Genomic DNA, 19,601 nt, shown 5'->3' with positions numbered 1-19,601 from the left:
CCGTTCACGATGGCCCCTCTTGTCCCATGAGCCTCGGTGTTCTATCGTCCCGATGTATCGACTCGATACATCGGGACGGCATAAGTGGCCAGGACGACGGAGGAGGCGAGCAGTGAGCAGACGCTCGGGCATCCTTGAGTTCGCCGTCCTGGGTCTGCTGCGCGAGTCTCCGATGCACGGCTACGAGCTGCGGAAACGGCTCAACACCTCGCTGGGGATCTTCCGGGCCTTCAGCTACGGGACTCTGTATCCCTGCCTCAAGACGCTGGTCGCCAGCGGATGGTTGATCGAGGAGCCGGGCAGTGCGCCGGAGGAGGCGCTTGCCGCGTCACTCGCGGGCCGCCGCGCCAAAATCGTCTACCGCCTTACGGCGGAGGGCAAGGAGCACTTCGAGGAGCTGCTGTCCCAGGCGGGCCCGGATGCCTGGGAGGACGAGCACTTCGCCGCTCGCTTCGCCTTCTTCGGACAGACGGAGCGCGAGGTACGGATGCGCGTGCTGGAGGGCCGTCGCAGCCGGCTGGAGGAGCGCCTGGAGAAGATGAGCGCTTCCCTGGCCCGTACCCGGGAACGCCTCGACGACTACACGCTCGAACTTCAGCGCCACGGCATGGAGTCCGTGGAGCGCGAAGTGCGCTGGCTCAACGAGCTCATCGAGAGTGAGCGGGCGGGACGGGATCAGCGACGACCCGGTCCCGACAGCCCCGCTCCTCGGCAGAACAGCCCGTCGGACAGCACGACGGGCAGCACGACCAACAGCACAACGGGAGACGAGGACGGCCTGCCCCGGCTCCGGGGGACTTCCGGAGGTTCGCCTCCGGAAGCCCCCGGCCCGCCGGATCCGTCCGAGGACACCACCCCATGAGGTTCCGCATCAGCGCGGGGCTTCATCGCAACATTGAGATCACACACAGGGAGCAACCAGGATGGGTTCCGTTCGCGTAGCCATTGTCGGCGTGGGCAACTGTGCCGCCTCGCTGGTGCAGGGCGTCGAGTTCTACAAGGACGCCGATCCGGCCGGCAAGGTGCCCGGCCTGATGCACGTTCAGTTCGGTGAATACCACGTGCGGGACGTGGAGTTCGTCGCCGCCTTCGATGTCGACGCCAAGAAGGTCGGTCTCGACCTCGCGGACGCCATCGGTGCCAGCGAGAACAACACCATCAAGATCTGCGACGTCCCGAACTCGGGCATCACCGTCCAGCGCGGCCACACCTACGACGGTCTGGGCAAGTACTACCGCGAGACGATCGAGGAGTCGGACGAGACGCCGGCCGACATCGTCCAGACCCTCAAGGACAGGCAGGTCGACGTCCTCGTCTGCTACCTGCCCGTCGGTTCCGAGGCCGCCGCGAAGTTCTACGCGCAGTGCGCCATCGACGCCAAGGTCGCCTTCGTCAACGCCCTCCCGGTCTTCATCGCCGGTACGAAGGAGTGGGCGGACAAGTTCACCGAGGCCGGTGTCCCCATCGTCGGTGACGACATCAAGTCCCAGGTCGGCGCCACCATCACGCACCGCGTGATGGCGAAGCTGTTCGAGGACCGCGGTGTCGTCCTGGACCGCACGATGCAGCTGAACGTCGGCGGCAACATGGACTTCAAGAACATGCTGGAGCGCGAGCGCCTGGAGTCCAAGAAGATCTCCAAGACGCAGGCGGTCACCTCGCAGATCCGCGACCGTGACATGGGTGCCGACAACGTCCACATCGGTCCCTCGGACTATGTGGCGTGGCTGGACGACCGCAAGTGGGCGTACGTCCGCCTCGAGGGCCGCGCCTTCGGCGACGTTCCGCTGAACCTGGAGTACAAGCTGGAGGTCTGGGACTCCCCGAACTCCGCGGGTGTCATCATCGACGCCGTGCGCGCCGCGAAGATCGCCAAGGACCGCGGCATCGGCGGCCCGATCCTCTCCGCGTCCTCGTACTTCATGAAGTCCCCGCCGGTGCAGTACTTCGACGACGAGGCCCGCGAGAACGTGGAGAAGTTCATCCACGGCGAGGTCGAGCGCTAAATCCCGCGGGGGAGCGCGGTTCTCCCCCGTACACGCACCGCCGAAGGGTCCCCGGGCAACTGCCCGGGGACCCTTCGCGTGTGACGCACGAGTCGTGTGTGACTCTGATCCACATGTCTGCCGTACGCGATCTGCGCGTGCTCCTGCGTCTGCCCGACTTCCGCCGTCTGCTGACTGTGCGTCTGCTGTCGCAGGCGGCAGACGGAGTCTTCCAGGTCGCGCTGGCCGCGCACGTCGTGTTCTCCCCCGAGAAGCAGGCCACCCCCGGCGCCATCGCGTCGGCCATGGCCGTACTGCTGCTGCCCTACTCGCTCATCGGCCCGTTCGCCGGGGTGCTGCTCGACCGCTGGCGGCGGCGCCAGATCATCCTGTACGGGAATCTGCTGCGGGCCTTGCTGGCCGCCTGCACCGCCGTACTGATCCTCACCTCCCTGCCCGACTGGCTCTTCTACGCCTCCGCGCTGGCCGTGACGGCCGTCAACCGGTTCGTACTCGCCGGGCTCTCGGCCGCGCTGCCCCGCGTCGTCGAGGACGAACGGCTGGTCGTCGCCAACTCCCTCTCCCCGACGGCCGGCACACTCGCCGCGACCGCGGGCGGTGGCGTCGCCTTCCTGGTACGGCTGGTGCTCTCCAACTCCGACGCCGCCGTGGTGCTGGTGGGCGCCGCGCTGTATCTCTGCTCGGCGCTGGCCTCCGTCACCATGGCCCGCGATCTCCTCGGTCCGGATCCGGAGCAGGTCCAGCCACGGTTGAGGGTCGCCCTCGCGTCCACCGCACGCGGTCTCGGCGCCGGGCTGCGCCATTTGGCCGAGCGGCGCGACGCGGCGGGCGCGCTGATCGCGATGACACTGATGCGCTTCTGCTACGGCGCGCTGACCGTGATGGTGCTGATGCTCTGCCGCTACGCCTGGTCCCTCTCCGAAGAGGACGGGCTCGCCCTGCTGGGGGTGGCGCTCGGCGTCTCGGGAGCGGGCTTCTTCGTCGCCGCTGTCGTCACGCCGTCGGCGGTCGGGCGCCTCGGCCCGTTCGGCTGGATGGTGACGTGCGCCGCGTCAGCGGCCGTACTGGAACCGGCGCTGGGACTGCCGTTCGCTCCCGCCACGATGCTCGCTGCCGCGTTCGTACTCGGCCTCATCACCCAGGGGGCGAAAATCGCGACGGACACGGTGGTGCAGATGTCGGTGGACGACGCGTACCGGGGTCGGATCTTCTCCCTCTACGACGTGCTGTTCAACGTCGCCTTCGTCGGCGCCGCGGGAGTCGCCGCGCTGATACTGCCGCCGGACGGCCGCTCGGCACCCCTCGTGTTGGGCGTCGCGGTGCTCTACGCGGCGGTCGCGACAGGGCTGTTCCGCTGGAAGCAGCCCGCGAAGAAGGACGGATAGCGCGCGGAGCGCATGCGAGGGGGGCGATGTTTCACGTGAAACATCGCCCCCACTCCGCCACCGCCCGGTCGATGTTTCACGTGAAACATCGACCGGCCAGACATCGACCGGCGGTCACGGCCTGCCGCGCATTCAGTTCTGCTCGGCCCACCATTCCTTGAGCGCGCTCACCGCGGCGTCACGCTCCATCGGCCCGTTCTCCAGCCGCAGCTCCAGCAGGAACTTGTACGCGGCCCCGATCGCGGGCCCCGGACCGACGCCCAGCGTCTCCATGATCTGGTTGCCGTCCAGGTCCGGCCGGATGGAGTCCAGTTCCTCCTGCTCCTGCAACTGCGCGATCCGCTCCTCCAGGCCGTCGTAGGCGCGTGAGAGGGCGGTCGCCTTGCGCTTGTTGCGGGTGGTGCAGTCCGACCGGGTCAGCTTGTGGAGGCGGTCCAGCAGCGGACCGGCGTCACGTACGTACCGCCGCACCGCCGAGTCGGTCCACTCACCCGTCCCGTAACCGTGGAAACGCAGATGCAGCTCCACCAGCCGCGAGACGTCCTTCACCAACTCGTTCGAGTACTTCAGCGCGGTCATCCGCTTCTTGGTCAGCTTCGCCCCCACCACCTCGTGGTGATGGAACGAGACCCCGCCGTCCTTCTCGAAGCGCCGCGTCCGGGGCTTGCCGATGTCATGGAGCAGTGCGGCCAGCCGCAGCACCAGGTCCGGCCCGTTCTCCTCCAGGTCGATGGCCTGCTCCAGCACGGTCAGCGAGTGCTCGTACACGTCCTTGTGCCGGTGGTGCTCGTCGCTCTCCAGCCGCAGCGCCGGCAGCTCGGGCAGTACGCGCTCCGCGAGGCCGGTGTCGACGAGCAGCGCCAGACCCTTGCGCGGGTGGCCGGAGAGGATCAGCTTGTTCAGCTCCTCCCGTACGCGCTCCGCCGAGACGATCTCGATCCGCTCGGCCATGGCCTTCATCGCCGCGACGACGTCCGCGGCGACCTCGAAGTCGAGCTGCGCGGCGAAGCGCGCGGCCCTGAGCATGCGCAGCGGATCGTCGGAGAAAGACGCCTCGGGGGTGCCGGGCGTGCGCAGCACACCGGCCGCGAGGTCCTGCAGACCGCCGTGCGGATCGATGAACTCCTTCTGCGGCAGCGCGACGGCCATCGCGTTGACGGTGAAGTCCCGGCGCACGAGGTCGTCCTCGATGGAGTCCCCGTACGACACCTCGGGCTTGCGCGACGTGCGGTCGTAGGCCTCGGAGCGGTAGGTCGTGACCTCGATCTGGAAATTCTGCCGCTCGTCGCCGACCCGGCCCTCCTTCTGGACACCGACCGTGCCGAACGCGATCCCGACCTCCCACACCGAGTCCGCCCAGGGCCGGACGATCTTCAGTACGTCGTCGGGCCTGGCGTCGGTCGTGAAGTCGAGGTCGTTGCCGAGGCGACCGAGGAGGGCATCCCTCACCGAGCCCCCGACCAGGGCGAGTGTGAAACCTGCTTCCTGGAATCGGCGTGCGAGGTCGTCGGCGACAGGGGACACCCGCAGCAGTTCGCTGACTGCGCGGCGCTGCACCTGACTCAGTGCAAGGGGAGTCTCTTCGTTGGCGTTCGGCACAACAGAAAAGGGTACGTGCCCCGGCCGACCCCGGCGCCCGAGTTTCCGGTGCACCGGATTCCGCCGGCCCATGAGATTCTTCCGATCATGAGGGGCGGTCCCCGGCACTTCGTCACAGCGCACATCGTTACCATGCGTGGACGCACAATCGACGACGACCATTGACGACGAGGGACGGGCGGGCGCGTGGCCGAGGCGGCAGACATCCAGGGGATGAAGCACTCTCCTGCCCGCCGATGGCTGGGGCGCACCGGCGCCGTGGCCGCAGGGGTGCCGCTCCTGGCCGGGCTGCTGGGGGGCCTCGCGGCGCCGCAGGCGACCGCGGCCGGTCCGACCGTCTCCGCGGCCACCACAGGGGCCGCCACGGCGTCCCCGGCGGGCGCCGCCGCCGAGCCGTCCGGGTCGAGCACCGTCTCCGTCGCACTCGACACCCTGGCGCCCAGCGCGCCGACGAAGGGCGACACCCTCACGATCTCCGGCACGGTGACCAACAAGAGCAAGAAGACGGTCACCGACGCGCAGGTCGATCTCCGGGTGGGCCCCCAGCTCAACGGCAGGACCGCCATCGACGACGCGGTCGAGCGGTCCAACGACACCACGTACGACCCACTGCCGGTGGGCGGCAAGTACAAGGTGGAGTTCGAGAAGCTCGCCTCCGGCATCAGCTACGACTTCGCCCTGTCCGTGCCGGTGAACAAGCTCGGCCTGGGTGGGGACGGTGTCTACCAGCTCGGCGTGACGCTCACGGGCCGGACGGCGGCCGAGCCGTACGACCACACGCTCGGCGTCCGGCGGACGTTCCTGCCGTGGCAGCCGGAAGCCGTGGACACCAAGACCAAGTTCACCTATCTCTGGCCGCTGATCTCCACCTCCCACATCTCCGCCGAGACGGGTTCGGACGACCAGCAGACCCCGGTCTTCGAGAACGACGACCTGGCCGAGGAGCTGGCCCCCGGCGGCCGGCTGGAGCAGCTCGTCTCCCTCGGCAGCCAGCTTCCCGTCACCTGGGTCGTCGACCCGGACCTTCTCGCCACCGTGGTGGCGATGACCGAGCCGTACCGCGTCAGGGACGGGAACTCCACGGTCGCGGGCAAGAACCAGGTCGTGGCCAGGTCGTGGCTCAACTCCCTGGAGAAGGCCGTCCAGGACAACCCCCACATCGTCGCCCTGCCCTTCGGTGACCCCGACCTGGCGTCCCTGGCCCACGGCGGCGAGACCGTCTCCGGCACCCTCGGCCATCTCCAGGGCTCCAGCGAGGTGGCCGCGCTGACCGTGGAGTCCACCCTCCATGTGCAGCCCGCCACCGACTTCGCGTGGCCGGTGAACGGCGCCGTCGACCCGTCGATCGTCGATGTCGCGACCTCCGCGGGCGCCGACAAGGTGATCTCGCGCAGCGACAGCATCCAGGACAACCTGCCGTACACGGCGAGCGCGGCGCGGCCCATCGGCGGCGGTACGACGGCCGTGGTCAGCGACACCCGGCTGTCCACGGCCTTCGAGGGCGATGTGAGCACGGCGGGCAGTTCCACGCTCGCGGTCCAGAAGTTCCTCGCCCAGTCGCTGGCCGTGACCCTCCAGGACTCCTCCAAGCAGCGCAACATCGTCGTCGCCCCGCAGCGGACGCCGTCGGCCGGCCAGGCGCAGTCCATGGCCCGCGCCCTCCAAGGGCTCGACGGGCAGCGCTGGACCCAGTCGTCCGACCTGGTCGCGGCCGCCGCTGCCAAGCCCGACACGAACGCCACGACCAAGGTGCCCGGCACCTCGCGGTATCCGGACAAGCTCCGTGACCAGGAGCTGCCCCCGTCGGCGTTCGAGGAGATCAAGGGGATCGACGAACGGCTCGGGAAGTTCAAGGCCATCCTGACCCTTCCCGACCGGGTCGCGACGCCGTTCGCCAACGCCGTCAACCGGGCGGTCTCGACGTCCTGGCGGGGGGACGCGAGGGGCGCCAGGGAGTACCGCGCCTCGGTGAACCGCTATCTGACGAGCCTCTCCAGCGAGGTCCAGCTCATCCAGAAGTCGGAGCTGACCCTGTCCGGACGCAGCGCGACCATCCCGGTGACGGTCCAGAACCAGCTGCTGCAGGGCGTCGACCATCTCGTCCTGCGTCTGCAGTCCACGAACAAGACCCGTCTGAAGCTGGACGACGGCAGCGCCGTCACCCAGCAGGAGATCAAGATCGACGGCGGACACACCCAGGTGGTGAAGTTCACCGGCACGGCCAACGCCAACGGGCCCGTGGGGCTCACGGCGCAGCTGTACACGGCCGACGGGCGGCCGTACGGCGACCCCATGTCGTTCCAGGTCAGGGTCTCCGAGCTGACTCCGACCGTGATGCTCGTCATCGCCGGCGGTGTGCTGCTCCTCGTCCTGGCCGGGGTCAAGATGTACAGCCAGCGCAAGCGGGCGGTGGCGGCGAAGGCGGCCGAGGACAAGACCGCCGCGGACGCCGCCGCCGAGGCCGGTGGCGCTGACGAGACCACTGACGAGGCCGCCGGGAACGGCGACGCCCACGACAGTGCCCCCGACGAGGCCGCCGCCGCGAACCCGGCCCCGGCACCCGTCGCTCCGCCGTCGGCGGAGGAGACTCCCGGAGACATCAACGGCGCCGAACCCGGGCAGCCGAGTGACCCGACCCCGGACACCCGTCCGGAAAGCGGGGACCCGTCGGGCAAGGGTGAGAAAGTGGACCGTTGAGCGATGTCGTGGCCGGCCGGCCGGGGACGATGAGGTGGGGTAACCATGAACGCGCCGTACGACGGTGACCGCGGGCAAGGTGCTGGCGGCGATCCGGCAGGGCATGTTCCGCCGCAGCCCCCCGCAGCCGACCCCAACGCCCCCGTGCCCGACCCCGCACAGAATCCGTACGACCAGGGCCACTACGACCAGGGCCCGTACGCCCCGGGGCCGTACACCCAAGCTCCGTACACCCAGGCGCCCTATGCCCAGGCCCCGTACAGCCCGGACCAGTACGCGCAGGACGCCTACGCCCAGGATCCGTACGTCCAGGACGCCTACCAGCACGATCCCTACCGCGCGCAGGACCTCTCGGCGCAGGACCCGGTGTCCGAGGCGCTGTACGACCGCGCCGCGCATCCGCCGCCGCCTCCCGGCACCTATCCGGAGACGATGCCGCTCTACCAGCAGCCGCCGGTGCAGCAGCACTCCCCCGATCCGCGCGTCTGGGCCCAGCCCCCGCCGCCCGAGCCCGACGGCCCGTCACGCCACCTCCCGTTCGGGGACGACGCGCGGACCACGCAGTTCATGGGCGTCGACGAGCTCGTCACCCGGGCACGCACCGGCGAGCAGGAGCCCGACGCCTTCGCGCATCTCTTCCGCGACCAGCAGGGGATGGGCCGGCCGCCGGCCGCCGAACCTGAGGCGGCCCCCGCGCCGCCGCCCGCGAAGAAGGCCGGCGGACGGGCCTCGGGGCTGCTGAAGTCCAGCGCGGTGATGGCGGCGGGCACGCTCGTCTCCCGGCTCACCGGCTTCGTACGCTCCGCGCTGATCGTGGCCGCCCTCGGTGCCGCCACTCTCGGCGACACCTTCCAGCTCGCCATCACCCTGCCGACGATGATCTACATCCTGACCATCGGCGGCGGCCTCAACTCCGTGTTCGTGCCGCAGCTCATCCGCGCGATGAAGGACGACGAGGACGGCGGCGAGGCGTACGCGAACCGCCTGCTCACGCTGGTCGTCGTCATCCTCGGCACACTGACCGCGCTCTCGGTGTTCGCCGCCCCGCTGCTGGTGCGCCTCATGTCGGTGAGCATCGCCGACAACCCCGCGGCCAACGACGTCGCCGTCACCTTCGTGCGCTACTGCCTGATCACCATCTTCTTCATGGGCGTGCACGTGGTGATGGGGCAGATCCTCAACGCCCGCGGCAGGTTCGGCGCGATGATGTGGACGCCGGTCCTCAACAACATCATCATCATCGCCACCCTCGTCATGTTCATCTGGGTGTACGGCACCGCCGAGGACTCCGGGATGACGGTCGCGTCCATCCCGCCCGAGGCGGAGCGCCTGCTCGGTGTCGGCGTGGTGCTCGGCCTCACCGTCCAGGCCCTCGCGATGATCCCCTACCTCCGCGAGACCGGCTTCCGGATCCGGCTGCGGTTCGACTGGCGCGGCCACGGCCTCGGCAAGGCCGCCAAGCTCGCCAAGTGGACCGTGCTGTTCGTCCTCGCCAACCAGGCCGGTGTGCTGGTCGTCTCGCAGCTCTCCACGGCGGCGGGCGTCGACTCGGGCACCCAGGGCGCGGGTTACATCGCCTACTCCAACGCCCAGCTGATCTGGGGCATGCCCCAGGCCATCATCACCGTCTCGGTCATGGCGGCCCTGCTGCCCCGGCTCTCCCGCTCGGCGCACGACGGCGACACCGGAGCCGTACGCGACGACATCTCGCAGGGCCTGCGCAACTCGGCCGTCGCGATCGTCCCCGTCGCCTTCAGCTTCGTCGCACTCGGCATCCCGATGTGCACGCTGATCTTCGGCTCCTCCGGTATCGAATCGGCGCGCTCCATGGGCTACATGCTGATGGCCTTCGGCCTCGGTCTGATCCCGTTCTCCGTGCAGTACGTGGTGCTGCGTGCCTTCTACGCGTACGAGGACACCCGAACTCCCTTCTACAACACGGTCATCGTGGCCGCCGTGAACGCCGCCGCCTCCGCCGTCTGCTTCGTCGTCCTCCCCTCGCGCTGGGCCGTCGTGGGCATGGCCGCCTCGTACGGCCTCGCCTACGCCGTCGGCGTGGGCATCGCCTGGCGCAGGCTCAAGAAGCTGCTGGGAGGCGATCTGGACGGCTCGCACGTCCTGCGTACGTACGCCCGGCTCTGCCTGGCGTCCGTCCCCGGCACGATCGCCGCCGGCGCGGTCGCCTACTTCGTACTCGAGAAGCTCGGCAGTGAAGTGCTGGGCTCGTTCGCCGCGCTGGCGGTCGGCGGAATCGTCCTGCTGGGCGGCTTCTTCGTCGTCGCGCGAAAACTGCGTATCGAAGAGATGAACGCCTTGGTCGGAATGGTCCGGGGCCGCCTCGGGCGCTAGCGCGCGGCGCCCGAGCACAACCATCGTCGGCCGCCGTGTGTCGTGCATAGCGTCCAACTGTGGGCACAATTGGCGTGGCTGTTGGACAGTGCGCAACGGATGGGGAGGCAGGAGCGACGGTGGCGGAACGGAGCACGGCTGCCGTCGAGGTGGCCGACAACAGCGGTGACGAACCGCCGGCCGCCCAGGCGGACAAGGCCACCACCGACGGGGTGGCGAAAGCCCAGAAGACAGAGGACGACAAGCCCGGGGAGCCCGTGGCCGAGCAGCCGGCGGAGTCCGCGACCGAGAAGTCGGAGAAGCCCGGCGGCGGGAAGCAGGCGGAGACGGGCGGCGGGAAGCGCCAGGAGACCCGGCCGCCCGTGGCGGCGCCCGAACTCCACAGCGGCCACAAGCTCGCCGGACGCTACCGTCTCGAAGAGTGCGTCACCCGTCTGGACGGATTCAGCAGCTGGCGCGCGGTCGACGAGAAGCTGCGTCGCGCCGTCGGCGTCCACCTCCTGCCGGCCGACCACCCACGAGCCCGCTCCGTGCTGGCGGCGGCCCGCTCCTCCGCGCTCCTCGGAGACCCGCGCTTCGTCCAGGTCCTCGACGCCGTCGAGGAGAACGACCTCGTCTACGTCGTCCACGAGTGGCTGCCCGACGCGACGGAACTCACCGCGATCCTCGCCGCCGGCCCGATGGAGGCCCACGACGCCTACCAGCTCGTCAGCCAGGTGTCCCAGGCGCTGGCCGCCGCGCACCGCGAGGGCCTGGCCCATCTGAAGCTGACGCCCGGGGCCGTCCTGCGCAGCTCCACCGGCCAGTACCGGATCCGCGGCCTCGCCGTGAACGCCGCCCTGCGCGGCATCAGCGCGGAACGCCCCCAGCGCACCGACACCGAGGCGATCGGCGCGCTCCTGTACGCGGCGCTGACGCACCGCTGGCCGTACGAGACGGACGCGTACGGCCTCGCGGGGCTGCCGAAGGGCGTCGGTCTGATCGCCCCCGACCAGGTACGGGCCGGGGTCCACCGCGGCCTGTCCGAACTCGCCATGCGCGCCCTGGTCAACGAGGGCGCCACCGCCTCGCGCCAGGATCCGCCCTGCACCACCCCGGACGAACTGGCCAAGGCCGTCGCCGAGATGCCCCGCGTCCGGCCCCCGGAGCCCACGTTCGCCGCGCCGCCGGAGTACCAGCGCACGACCTATCAGCAGGGCTCGTACGCGCGCCCCGCCACCCGGCCCATCGGTCAGCCCGCCGCGCGGCCCGTGCCTGTCCCGCCGCCGCCCCTGCAGAGCCGTACCGGCAAGGCATTGAAGTGGACGGTCTCCGCTCTCCTCATCGCCGTGCTGGGGCTCGCCAGCTGGCAGGTCGCCGACTACATGCTCAACCGCAAGAACTCCGACGAGACAACCCACTCCCAGTCGGCGGACGGCGACCAGCAGAAGCCTCCGCCTCGGACCCCGAAGAATCTGAAGATCGCCGACACCGCGGTGTTCGCGCCCGACGGTTCCGGCGTCAAGGAGCAGGACGTCCCCCTGGCCACGGACGGCAACACCGGCACGGCCTGGATCACCCCGAAGTACACCGGCTACGCGAACTACGGGAATCTGCCCAGCCGCAAGGGCGGCAGCGGGATAGTCGTCGATCTCGGCAGCGTGCAGGATGTGTACGGCGTCGATGTCGCCATGTACCGCGGCGGCCAGAAGGTCCAGGTCCTCGCCGCCGGCGAGAACGCCTCGTCACCGGCGGGCCTGTCGGACTTCTCCCAGCGCATCACCGAACTGGGGCAGACCGGCAGCAATGTGAAGGCCGCCCTGGACAAGCCCGTCAGAACCAGATACGTACTGATCCACATCACGGAACTCGCTCCGGACACCTCAGCAAACGAGTTCCGGGGCGGGATCTCGGAGATCAAGGTCATAGGCTGACCCTGCGGACCAGGGGAGGGGGCTCACCGTTGGAAGACGCCACACTCGGCGACGTGAACGACCAGGACCTCCTGGCCCGGCACGTCGAGGGGGATCCTGACGCCTTCGGTGAGCTCGTACGACGTCACCGCGACCGCCTCTGGGCCGTGGCGCTGCGCACGCTGGGAGACCGCGAGGAAGCCGCCGACGCCGTGCAGGACGCGCTCGTGTCCGCCTTCCGCGCCGCCCACACCTTCCGCGGCCAGTCCGCCGTCACGACCTGGCTGCACCGCATCACCGTCAACGCCTGTCTCGACCGCGCGAGGAAGGCCGCCTCCCGCAAGACGTCTCCCGTGGACGACACGGAGCGTCTGGATCAGCTCCTCGAACCCCACGAGTCGGCCGAGGCCCCCGCCGAGCGCCAGGACCTCCACCGTCAGCTTCTCGTCGCTCTCGCCAAGCTGCCCGCCGACCAGCGGGCCGCGCTGGTCCTGGTCGATATGCAGGGGTACCCCGTGGCGGAGGCCGCGCAAGTCCTCGACGTACCCGTCGGGACCATAAAAAGCCGCTGCGCGCGCGGCCGGGCCAGACTCCTGCCGATGCTCACCCATCTACGGGAGAGCGCCGGCGGCACCGGCGAGAGAGGCGGTCTGGGACCACAAAGGAACCGGACGCCGGGGACATCCGTCCCATCGGAGCCGGGACCGCTGAACAGAGGACCGGACACAGGGCCAGACACCGGACCAGACGCGGGACCACAAGGTCCTGCCGCCGTGAAGGGAGGAGGTGGGCGCGCGTGACAACCACGACCGGCACGACCGAGCACCCGGACGTCTCGGAGATCTCCGACCTCACGGAGGGCCTGCTCTCCCCCGCGCGGAGCACCGAGGTGCGGGAACATCTCGACAGCTGCTCGCTGTGCGCCGATGTCCACCAGTCGCTGGAGGAGATCCGGGGACTGCTGGGCTCGCTGCCCGGCCCGCCGCGTATGCCCGCCGACGTGGCCGCCCGGGTCGATGCCGCCCTGGCCGCCGAGGCGCTGCTGAGCGCGACCGCACCGGACCCGCACGTGGTGGAGACGGTCGCCGATGTTTCACGTGAAACATCGCGCCCCACCGAAGCCGCCGTCGAAGCCACCGACGAGACCACCGCCGAGTCCACCGACGACGCTCCGGACACACGCGAGCGGGAGCGGGAGTCCGAGCCGGTCCCCGCCGCCGACGCTCCTCGGACGGACCGGGCGGACCGCCCCGCCGGCCGCCCACGAGCGGCCACCGGCCCCGGCCGCGCTCGCCAGCAGCGCCGCCGTCGCGGTGCGATCTTCGGCGCCGTCTTCGGAACCGCGGCGATCGGCGTGAGCGTTCTGCTGTTCCAGACGTCGTCGCTCTCCGGTGGAGACACCGCGTCCTCCTACAAGAGCGACGCGGGGGCGAGCCAGGCCGACGGCGGCGACATGGCGTTCTCCGGGACCGGGATGCGGGAGAAGGTCCACACCCTGCTCAAGCCCGCCCCCGTCACCGGCGAGCCGCGCGTGGCCGAGGGCCAGGAATCCACCAAGGAAGCGCCCAGCACCTCCGCCTCCCCCAAGCTGATGCAGCAGGTGCCGCCCTGTATCCAGCAGGGGACGGGCCGTTCGGACACGCCGCTCGCCGCCGAGAGGGGCACGTACGAGGGCACGGACGCCTTCCTCCTCGTCCTGTCGGACCCCACCGACGGCAGCTTGGTGCAGGCGTATGTGATCGACGCGGCGTGCGTCGACAACGTCCCGCCCGTCAAGGGTGAACTCCTGCTCACGCAGACCTATCCCCGCCGCTGACAGACTGCCCGGTGCCGCCGGGACCTCGCGGGAATGCGAGGCCCGTAGGATCCGTTGGGTGGGGTGAGAGTCCTGAACCGCCCCGTTGGCAGTAGCAGGCAGTCTGCAGAGACGAGGAAGAAACCCGTGAGCGACGTTCGTAATGTGATCATCATCGGCTCCGGGCCGGCCGGATACACGGCTGCGCTCTACACCGCACGCGCGTCGCTGCATCCCCTCGTGTTCGAGGGTGCCGTCACCGCGGGTGGCGCGCTGATGAACACGACCGACGTGGAGAACTTCCCCGGCTTCCGCGACGGCATCATGGGCCCCGACCTGATGGACAACATGCGGGCGCAGGCGGAGCGGTTCGGTGCCGAGCTCGTCCCGGACGACGTCATCTCGGTCGACCTCACCGGGGAGATCAAGACGGTCACCGACACGGCGGGCGTCGTGCACCGGGCCAAGGCCGTGATCGTCACGACCGGCTCGCAGCACCGCAAGCTCGGACTGCCCCGTGAGGACGCCCTCTCCGGACGCGGCGTCTCCTGGTGTGCCACGTGTGACGGGTTCTTCTTCAAGGACCAGGACATCGCGGTGGTCGGCGGCGGCGACACGGCGATGGAGGAGGCGACCTTCCTCTCCCGGTTCGCCAAGTCGGTCACGATCGTCCACCGCCGGGACAGCCTGCGGGCCTCGAAGGCCATGCAGGACCGGGCCTTCGCCGACCCGAAGATCCGGTTCGCCTGGGACAGCGCGGTCGAGGAGATCCACGGTGAGCAGAAGCTCTCCGGTCTGACCCTGCGCAACACCAAGACCGGTGAGACGTCCGAGCTGCCGGTGACCGGGCTATTCATCGCCGTGGGCCACGACCCGCGTACCGAGCTTTTCAAGGGCCAGCTCGACCTCGACGGCGAGGGCTACCTCACGGTGGACGCGCCCTCGACGCGCACCAATCTCACGGGCGTCTTCGCCGCCGGCGACGTCGTCGACCACACCTACCGTCAGGCGATCACCGCCGCGGGCACCGGCTGTTCCGCGGCCCTCGACGCCGAGCGCTTCCTCTCCGCGCTGGCCGACGGCGAGAACGCCGCCGAGCCGGAGAAGAGCGCCGAGTCGGAGAAGACCGCTTCCGTCTGACCAGCAGTACCGCGTACCCACACCCCACGAAGTTAGGAGGCCGCCGTGGCCGGCGACCTGAAGCATGTGACCGACGACTCGTTCGACGAGGACGTCCTCAAGAGTGACAAGCCCGTACTGGTGGACTTCTGGGCCGCCTGGTGCGGACCGTGCCGCCAGATCGCTCCGTCGCTCGAAGCCATCGCGGCCGAGCACGGCGACAAGATCGAGGTCGTCAAGCTCAACATCGACGAGAACCCGGCCACCGCAGCCAAGTACGGCGTCATGTCCATCCCGACGCTGAACGTCTACCAGAACGGCGAGGTCGCCAAGACCATCGTCGGCGCCAAGCCCAAGGCCGCCATCGTGCGCGACCTGGAGAGCTTCATCGGTGACAGTGCGCCGGTGAGCAAGGAAGCCACCAACTAAGCACCGCGCACACGCACCACGCGCGATGTTTCACGTGAAACGGGCCCGTCCCCCTGCAGAGGGGGACGGGCCCGTTTCTTGTCCGATCAGAGCGGCCTGAGCGCCGGGTCCTTCTGCACCGCGCCCAGCAGCCTGTCCAGCGCGTGCTCCACGTCTTCCTTCCAGGAGAGCGTCGTCCGCAGATCAAGCCTCAGCCGCGGGTATGCGGGATGCGTCCGTACGGTCTTGAACCCCACCGCCAGCAGATGATCCGCCGGCAGTACACAGGCCGGCTCCTTCCAGCGCGCGTCCCCGAACGCCTCGATCGCCTTGAACTCTCGCCGCAGCAGATCCTTCGCGACGGTCTGCACCAGCACGCGGCCGAGCCCCTGCCCCCGATAGCCCGGCATGATCCAGCCGGTCATCAGCTGTACGGCGTCAGGAGAGACCGGACTCGTCGGAAACGCCGTGGCGCGGGGCACGTAAGCCGGAGGCGCGTACAGAACGAAGCCGACGGGCACGTCGTCCACATAGACCAGCCGGCCGCACGACCCCCACTCCAACAGGACGGCCGAGATCCAGGCTTCCTTCTCCTGACGGCCCCTGCCGGCTCCTACCGCCGCTTTTCCCCTGACCGGATCAAGCTCCCAGAAGACGCACTCCCCGCATCGCCGGGGGAGGTCGGGAAGGTTGTCCAGCGTGAGCGGTACGAGCCGACGCCCCATCGAGGCAGTTCCTCACTTCCTGCGCCTGCCGCGCCACGAGCCGCGGTCAGCGCGCTGCGCTCCCGAAGCAGGCTGCCGACGAAACCGCCGACGACCCCCAGGCCCAGTCCAGCTGACATCAGTTGGCTGCGGCTCACCAATTGCATGGCCCCGCCCTTCCTCTGAGGTGGATCAAGGTGGATGCGCCATACCAGAACGCATCGTATCCACCCAGAGGTGCCTCGCACAGCGGGGGACGGCAAAGGGCGGGCCGTGTTCCGGTACGCACCGGACAAGGCCCGCCCTGATGGCGGTGTGCGGAGGGTCAGCCCTCGTCGGGCTCAAGTCCGTTCGACCGGTCCGGGCCGTCCACGCCGTCGGCGTCGTCCCCGTCCTCGTCGGCGGGTCCCCTGTCCAGGACGCGCCCCTCGCCGGGGGCGAGAGTGCCGAGGATGCGCTCCAGATCGACCAGCGAGGCGAACTCGACGGTGATCTTCCCCTTCTTCTGACCGAGGTCGACCTTCACCCGGGTCTCGAAGCGGTCCGACAGCCGGGAAGCCAGATCGTTCAGCGCCGGCGACGGCAGCGCACCGGCTCGCAGACCCTTCGACCGGGGCGTGCTCTTGGGTCGTGAACCCATCAGGGTCACGATCTCCTCGACCGCACGCACGGACAGCCCCTCGGCCACGATGCGATGGGCCAGCCGGTCCTGCTCGTCCGAGTCGTCCACCGAGAGCAGCGCCCTGGCGTGCCCGGCCGACAGCACCCCGGCGGCGACCCTGCGCTGCACGGGAAGCGAGAGCCGCAGCAGCCGCAGCGTGTTGGAGACCTGCGGACGCGAGCGCCCGATCCGGTCGGCCAGCTGATCGTGCGTGCAGTGGAAGTCCTTGAGCAACTGGTCGTAGGCGGCGGCCTCTTCCAGCGGGTTCAGCTGCGCGCGGTGGAGGTTCTCCAGCAGGGCGTCCAGCAGCAGCTTCTCGTCCTCGGTGGCGCGGACGATCGCCGGAATGCGCTCCAGGCCGGCTTCCCGGCAGGCCCGCCAGCGCCGCTCGCCCATGATGAGCTCGAAGCGCTCCGGCCCCAACTGCCGTACGACGATGGGCTGGAGCAGCCCCACCTCCTTGATGGAGGTGACCAGCTCGGCGAGCGCGTCCTCGTCGAACACCTCACGGGGCTGCCGTGGGTTCGGCGTGATGTAGTCCATCGGCACTTCGGCGAAGTACACGCCTTCCGGCGCGGTCACCTCGGCCGGAACCGGCGTGTCCTGGGCGGGAATCTCCGCCGTCGCCGGTGCGGGCGTCTGCGGCAGCGTCGTCACCTTGGCCGCCGCGACACCCCGCTCCGCCGTCAGGACCGGGCCCTGCCCGGAGGAGTTGCCCTCCCCGGAAGAGGCTGCCTGCTTCTCCTGCGGAGCCGCGGGGATCAGCGCATTGAGCCCACGCCCCAAACCTCTACGTCGGTCGCTCACTGCGTCCCCTTCGAAATGCTCTGCTGACTGTTGCCGATCGCGTGGGCATGCTTGACGTCGTAGCTCATGCCGACCCCACGCAGGGCGATTTCACGAGCGGCCTCGAGGTACGACAGCGAGCCGCTGGAACCCGGATCATAGGTCAGTACCGTCTGCCCGTAGCTCGGCGCCTCCGAGATGCGGACCGACCGAGGGATGCTCGTCCGCAGCACCTCCTCACCGAAGTGGCTGCGGACCTCGTCGGCCACCTGCGAGGCGAGCCGGGTCCTGCCGTCGTACATGGTGAGCAGAATCGTGGACACATGCAGGGTGGGGTTCAGATGCGCCCGCACCAGGTCCACGTTCCGGATCAGCTGCCCCAGCCCTTCGAGCGCGTAGTACTCGCACTGGATGGGGATCAGCACCTCGGCGCCGGCGACCAGCGCGTTGACGGTCAACAGGCCGAGCGACGGCGGGCAGTCGATCAGGATGTAGTCCAGCGGCTGCTCGTACGCCTCGATCGCCCGCTGAAGCCGGCTCTCCCGCGCGACCAGCGACACCAGCTCGATCTCCGCACCGGCGAGGTCGATGGTGGCGGGCGCACAGAAGAGACCTTCGACGTCCACCACAGGCTGGACCACCTCGGAGAGCGGCTTGCTCTCCACCAGGACGTCATAGATCGAGGGGACTTCGGCGTGGTGATCGATCCCGAGCGCCGTGGAGGCGTTGCCCTGGGGATCGAGGTCGACCACGAGGACGCGCGCGCCGTGCAGCGCGAGCGAGGCGGCGAGATTGACCGTGGTCGTGGTCTTGCCGACGCCGCCCTTCTGGTTGGCGACGACCATGACCCGCGTCTGCTCGGGGCGTGGCAGGCCCTCACCGGCGCGCCCCAGGGCCTCCACGGCCAGCTGGGCGGCGCGGCCGATGGGGGTGTCGTCCATCGGGGGCGGTGATGTTTCACGTGAAACATCGCCGCCCGACGACTCGGAACGGGGACCGGGGACCGGATCGGTCATCGGTCCCGCGATGTTGGCGTCGGACCGCAAGGATTCACTCTCCTCGACTTCAGGCTCGCAATGAGGAGAGCCTGCCATGCTTTCGGGGTCGGGAACCAGCGAGGCCCGTGGTTCTGTGGATGAATCCATATCTGTGGCCAACCCGGTACCCCTTACGAGGGGTTTCTTGCCCCGCGGTGTGGAAGCGGCGCGACCTCGGCCGATAATGCCCTGCAGCAGTGAGCGACGTTTCACGTGAAACACGATGCACTCGCCGCAGGGCCAGACCGTCACGACACTCCGCAGTGGATGGTCCGGGCTGCTTCTATGGAGCAGCACCGGCAGAGATCGCCGACGGAGACCACCGGTCACCGTCGGCGGCGGTGTCACCGGCGGCGGCGTGCCCGGTCGGCGCGGGCGGCCTTGGCGCGCTTCGTGGCGAACCGCACCCCGCCGGGACTCTCCCCGACCTCCGCGCGCACCACGGTGGCCGGCGGATCGACCAGCCCCTCGCCGACCCGCAGCACCGAGGCATCGATCACACCGAGCTTGCTCAGTGCCGACCGGGCGCCCTTCAGCTCCTCCTCGGCCGTGTCCCCCTTGAGCGCCAGCATCTCTCCGTACGGGCGCAGCAGTGGTACGCCCCAGCCGGCCAGCCGGTCCAGCGGTGCCACGGCGCGTGCCGTCACCACATGGACGGGCTGGAGCGTCCCGAGTACCTCCTCGGCGCGCCCCCGTACCACCGTCACATGGTCCAGGCCCAGGAGCTCGACGACTTCCTGGAGGAAGTTCGTGCGCCGGAGCAGCGGCTCCAGCAGCGTGATGCGCAGATCCGGCCGTACCAGCGCCAGCGGGATCCCCGGCAGCCCGGCGCCCGAGCCGACGTCACAGACGCTCACACCCTCGGGCACGACCTCGGAGAGCACCGCGCAGTTCATCAGGTGCCGCTCCCAGAGCCGCGGCACCTCACGCGGCCCGATGAGACCACGGGTGACTCCCGCGTCAGCGAGGAGCTCCGCGTACCGGACGGCCGCCGGGAAGGAGTCTCCGAACACCGTCCTCGCCTCGTCCGGCGCAGGGGGAAGCTCTTCTGCCTCCGTCACGGGAACCGTCCTTCCGTTCTGAACCACCAGAGTGTGGCTCACAGTCACTGTGTGGCTGACAAAGTTCGGCCCCGCCTGTGGACAGACGGGGCCGAGAACCGA

General features: G+C 69.6%; 15 protein-coding genes. 10 read left to right on the top strand and 5 right to left on the bottom strand.

The annotated features are described in order from the left end of the window. The first annotated feature begins 112 nt into the window (after positions 1-112). The 3 genes from ACFT9I_RS08850 to ACFT9I_RS08840 all read left to right on the top strand — a co-directional run bounded on the left by ACFT9I_RS08850 (position 113) and on the right by ACFT9I_RS08840 (position 3,391). Positions 113-862 (top strand): PadR family transcriptional regulator, encoded by a 750-nt coding sequence (locus ACFT9I_RS08850; RefSeq protein WP_382562168.1) that lies wholly within the window; start codon positions 113-115, stop codon positions 860-862. Between the two features lie 61 nt (positions 863-923). Further along, positions 924-2,006, top strand: a complete 1,083-nt coding sequence (locus ACFT9I_RS08845) for an inositol-3-phosphate synthase (protein WP_382562167.1) — start codon at positions 924-926, stop codon at positions 2,004-2,006. 113 nt (positions 2,007-2,119) lie between these two features. Further along, the gene (locus ACFT9I_RS08840; protein ID WP_382562165.1) at positions 2,120-3,391 is read left to right on the top strand and encodes an MFS transporter; all 1,272 of its coding nucleotides are present in this window, start codon (positions 2,120-2,122) and stop codon (positions 3,389-3,391) included. A 132-nt stretch (positions 3,392-3,523) separates the two neighbouring features. Here ACFT9I_RS08840 and ACFT9I_RS08835 read toward each other — a convergent pair whose 3' ends face one another. Next, positions 3,524-4,990 carry a CCA tRNA nucleotidyltransferase gene (locus ACFT9I_RS08835; RefSeq protein ID WP_382562162.1) on the bottom strand — a complete coding sequence of 489 codons (1,467 nt, stop codon included), beginning with the start codon at positions 4,988-4,990 and terminating at the stop codon, positions 3,524-3,526. Positions 4,991-5,176: 186 nt separating this feature from the next. Between ACFT9I_RS08835 and ACFT9I_RS08830 the strand changes: the two genes are divergently transcribed. From ACFT9I_RS08830 to trxA, 7 genes are all read left to right on the top strand, one after another. Then, the gene (locus tag ACFT9I_RS08830; RefSeq protein ID WP_382562160.1) at positions 5,177-7,687 is read left to right on the top strand and encodes a DUF6049 family protein; all 2,511 of its coding nucleotides are present in this window, start codon (positions 5,177-5,179) and stop codon (positions 7,685-7,687) included. 45 nt (positions 7,688-7,732) lie between these two features. After that, a complete protein-coding gene (murJ, locus tag ACFT9I_RS08825) occupies positions 7,733-10,036 on the top strand; it encodes a murein biosynthesis integral membrane protein MurJ (RefSeq protein WP_382562158.1) in 2,304 nt (767 codons plus the stop codon). A 119-nt stretch (positions 10,037-10,155) separates the two neighbouring features. Next, positions 10,156-11,949 carry a protein kinase family protein gene (locus ACFT9I_RS08820; protein WP_382562156.1) on the top strand — a complete coding sequence of 598 codons (1,794 nt, stop codon included), beginning with the start codon at positions 10,156-10,158 and terminating at the stop codon, positions 11,947-11,949. A 29-nt stretch (positions 11,950-11,978) separates the two neighbouring features. Continuing rightward, the gene (sigM, locus tag ACFT9I_RS08815) at positions 11,979-12,728 is read left to right on the top strand and encodes an RNA polymerase sigma factor SigM (protein WP_382562154.1); all 750 of its coding nucleotides are present in this window, start codon (positions 11,979-11,981) and stop codon (positions 12,726-12,728) included. Further along, positions 12,725-13,744 carry a hypothetical protein gene (locus tag ACFT9I_RS08810; protein ID WP_382562152.1) on the top strand — a complete coding sequence of 340 codons (1,020 nt, stop codon included), beginning with the start codon at positions 12,725-12,727 and terminating at the stop codon, positions 13,742-13,744. The genes sigM and ACFT9I_RS08810 overlap by 4 nt, the downstream gene beginning before the upstream one ends. 126 nt (positions 13,745-13,870) lie before the next feature. Continuing rightward, positions 13,871-14,863 carry a thioredoxin-disulfide reductase gene (gene trxB / locus ACFT9I_RS08805; RefSeq protein WP_382562151.1) on the top strand — a complete coding sequence of 331 codons (993 nt, stop codon included), beginning with the start codon at positions 13,871-13,873 and terminating at the stop codon, positions 14,861-14,863. A gap of 45 nt (positions 14,864-14,908) precedes the next feature. Beyond that, on the top strand, positions 14,909-15,271 hold the full coding sequence (gene trxA / locus ACFT9I_RS08800) for a thioredoxin (protein ID WP_382562148.1): 363 nt from the start codon (positions 14,909-14,911) through the stop codon (positions 15,269-15,271). A gap of 86 nt (positions 15,272-15,357) precedes the next feature. Here trxA and ACFT9I_RS08795 read toward each other — a convergent pair whose 3' ends face one another. The 4 genes from ACFT9I_RS08795 to rsmG form a co-directional block, all read right to left on the bottom strand. Further along, the gene (locus tag ACFT9I_RS08795; protein WP_382562146.1) at positions 15,358-15,975 is read right to left on the bottom strand and encodes a GNAT family N-acetyltransferase; all 618 of its coding nucleotides are present in this window, start codon (positions 15,973-15,975) and stop codon (positions 15,358-15,360) included. Positions 15,976-16,279: 304 nt separating this feature from the next. Then, the gene (locus ACFT9I_RS08790; RefSeq protein ID WP_382562144.1) at positions 16,280-17,422 is read right to left on the bottom strand and encodes a ParB/RepB/Spo0J family partition protein; all 1,143 of its coding nucleotides are present in this window, start codon (positions 17,420-17,422) and stop codon (positions 16,280-16,282) included. Beyond that, on the bottom strand, positions 17,419-18,495 hold the full coding sequence (locus ACFT9I_RS08785; protein ID WP_364778716.1) for a ParA family protein: 1,077 nt from the start codon (positions 18,493-18,495) through the stop codon (positions 17,419-17,421). The genes ACFT9I_RS08790 and ACFT9I_RS08785 overlap by 4 nt, the downstream gene beginning before the upstream one ends. Before the next feature lie 287 nt (positions 18,496-18,782). Then, a complete protein-coding gene (gene rsmG, locus ACFT9I_RS08780) occupies positions 18,783-19,499 on the bottom strand; it encodes a 16S rRNA (guanine(527)-N(7))-methyltransferase RsmG (RefSeq protein WP_382562142.1) in 717 nt (238 codons plus the stop codon). Positions 19,500-19,601 lie beyond the last annotated feature (102 nt).

This window comes from Streptomyces sp. NPDC057137 (genome assembly GCF_042670825.1).
Classification (GTDB): domain Bacteria; phylum Actinomycetota; class Actinomycetes; order Streptomycetales; family Streptomycetaceae; genus Streptomyces.
This window is presented reverse-complemented; position numbering and strand designations above follow the sequence as displayed.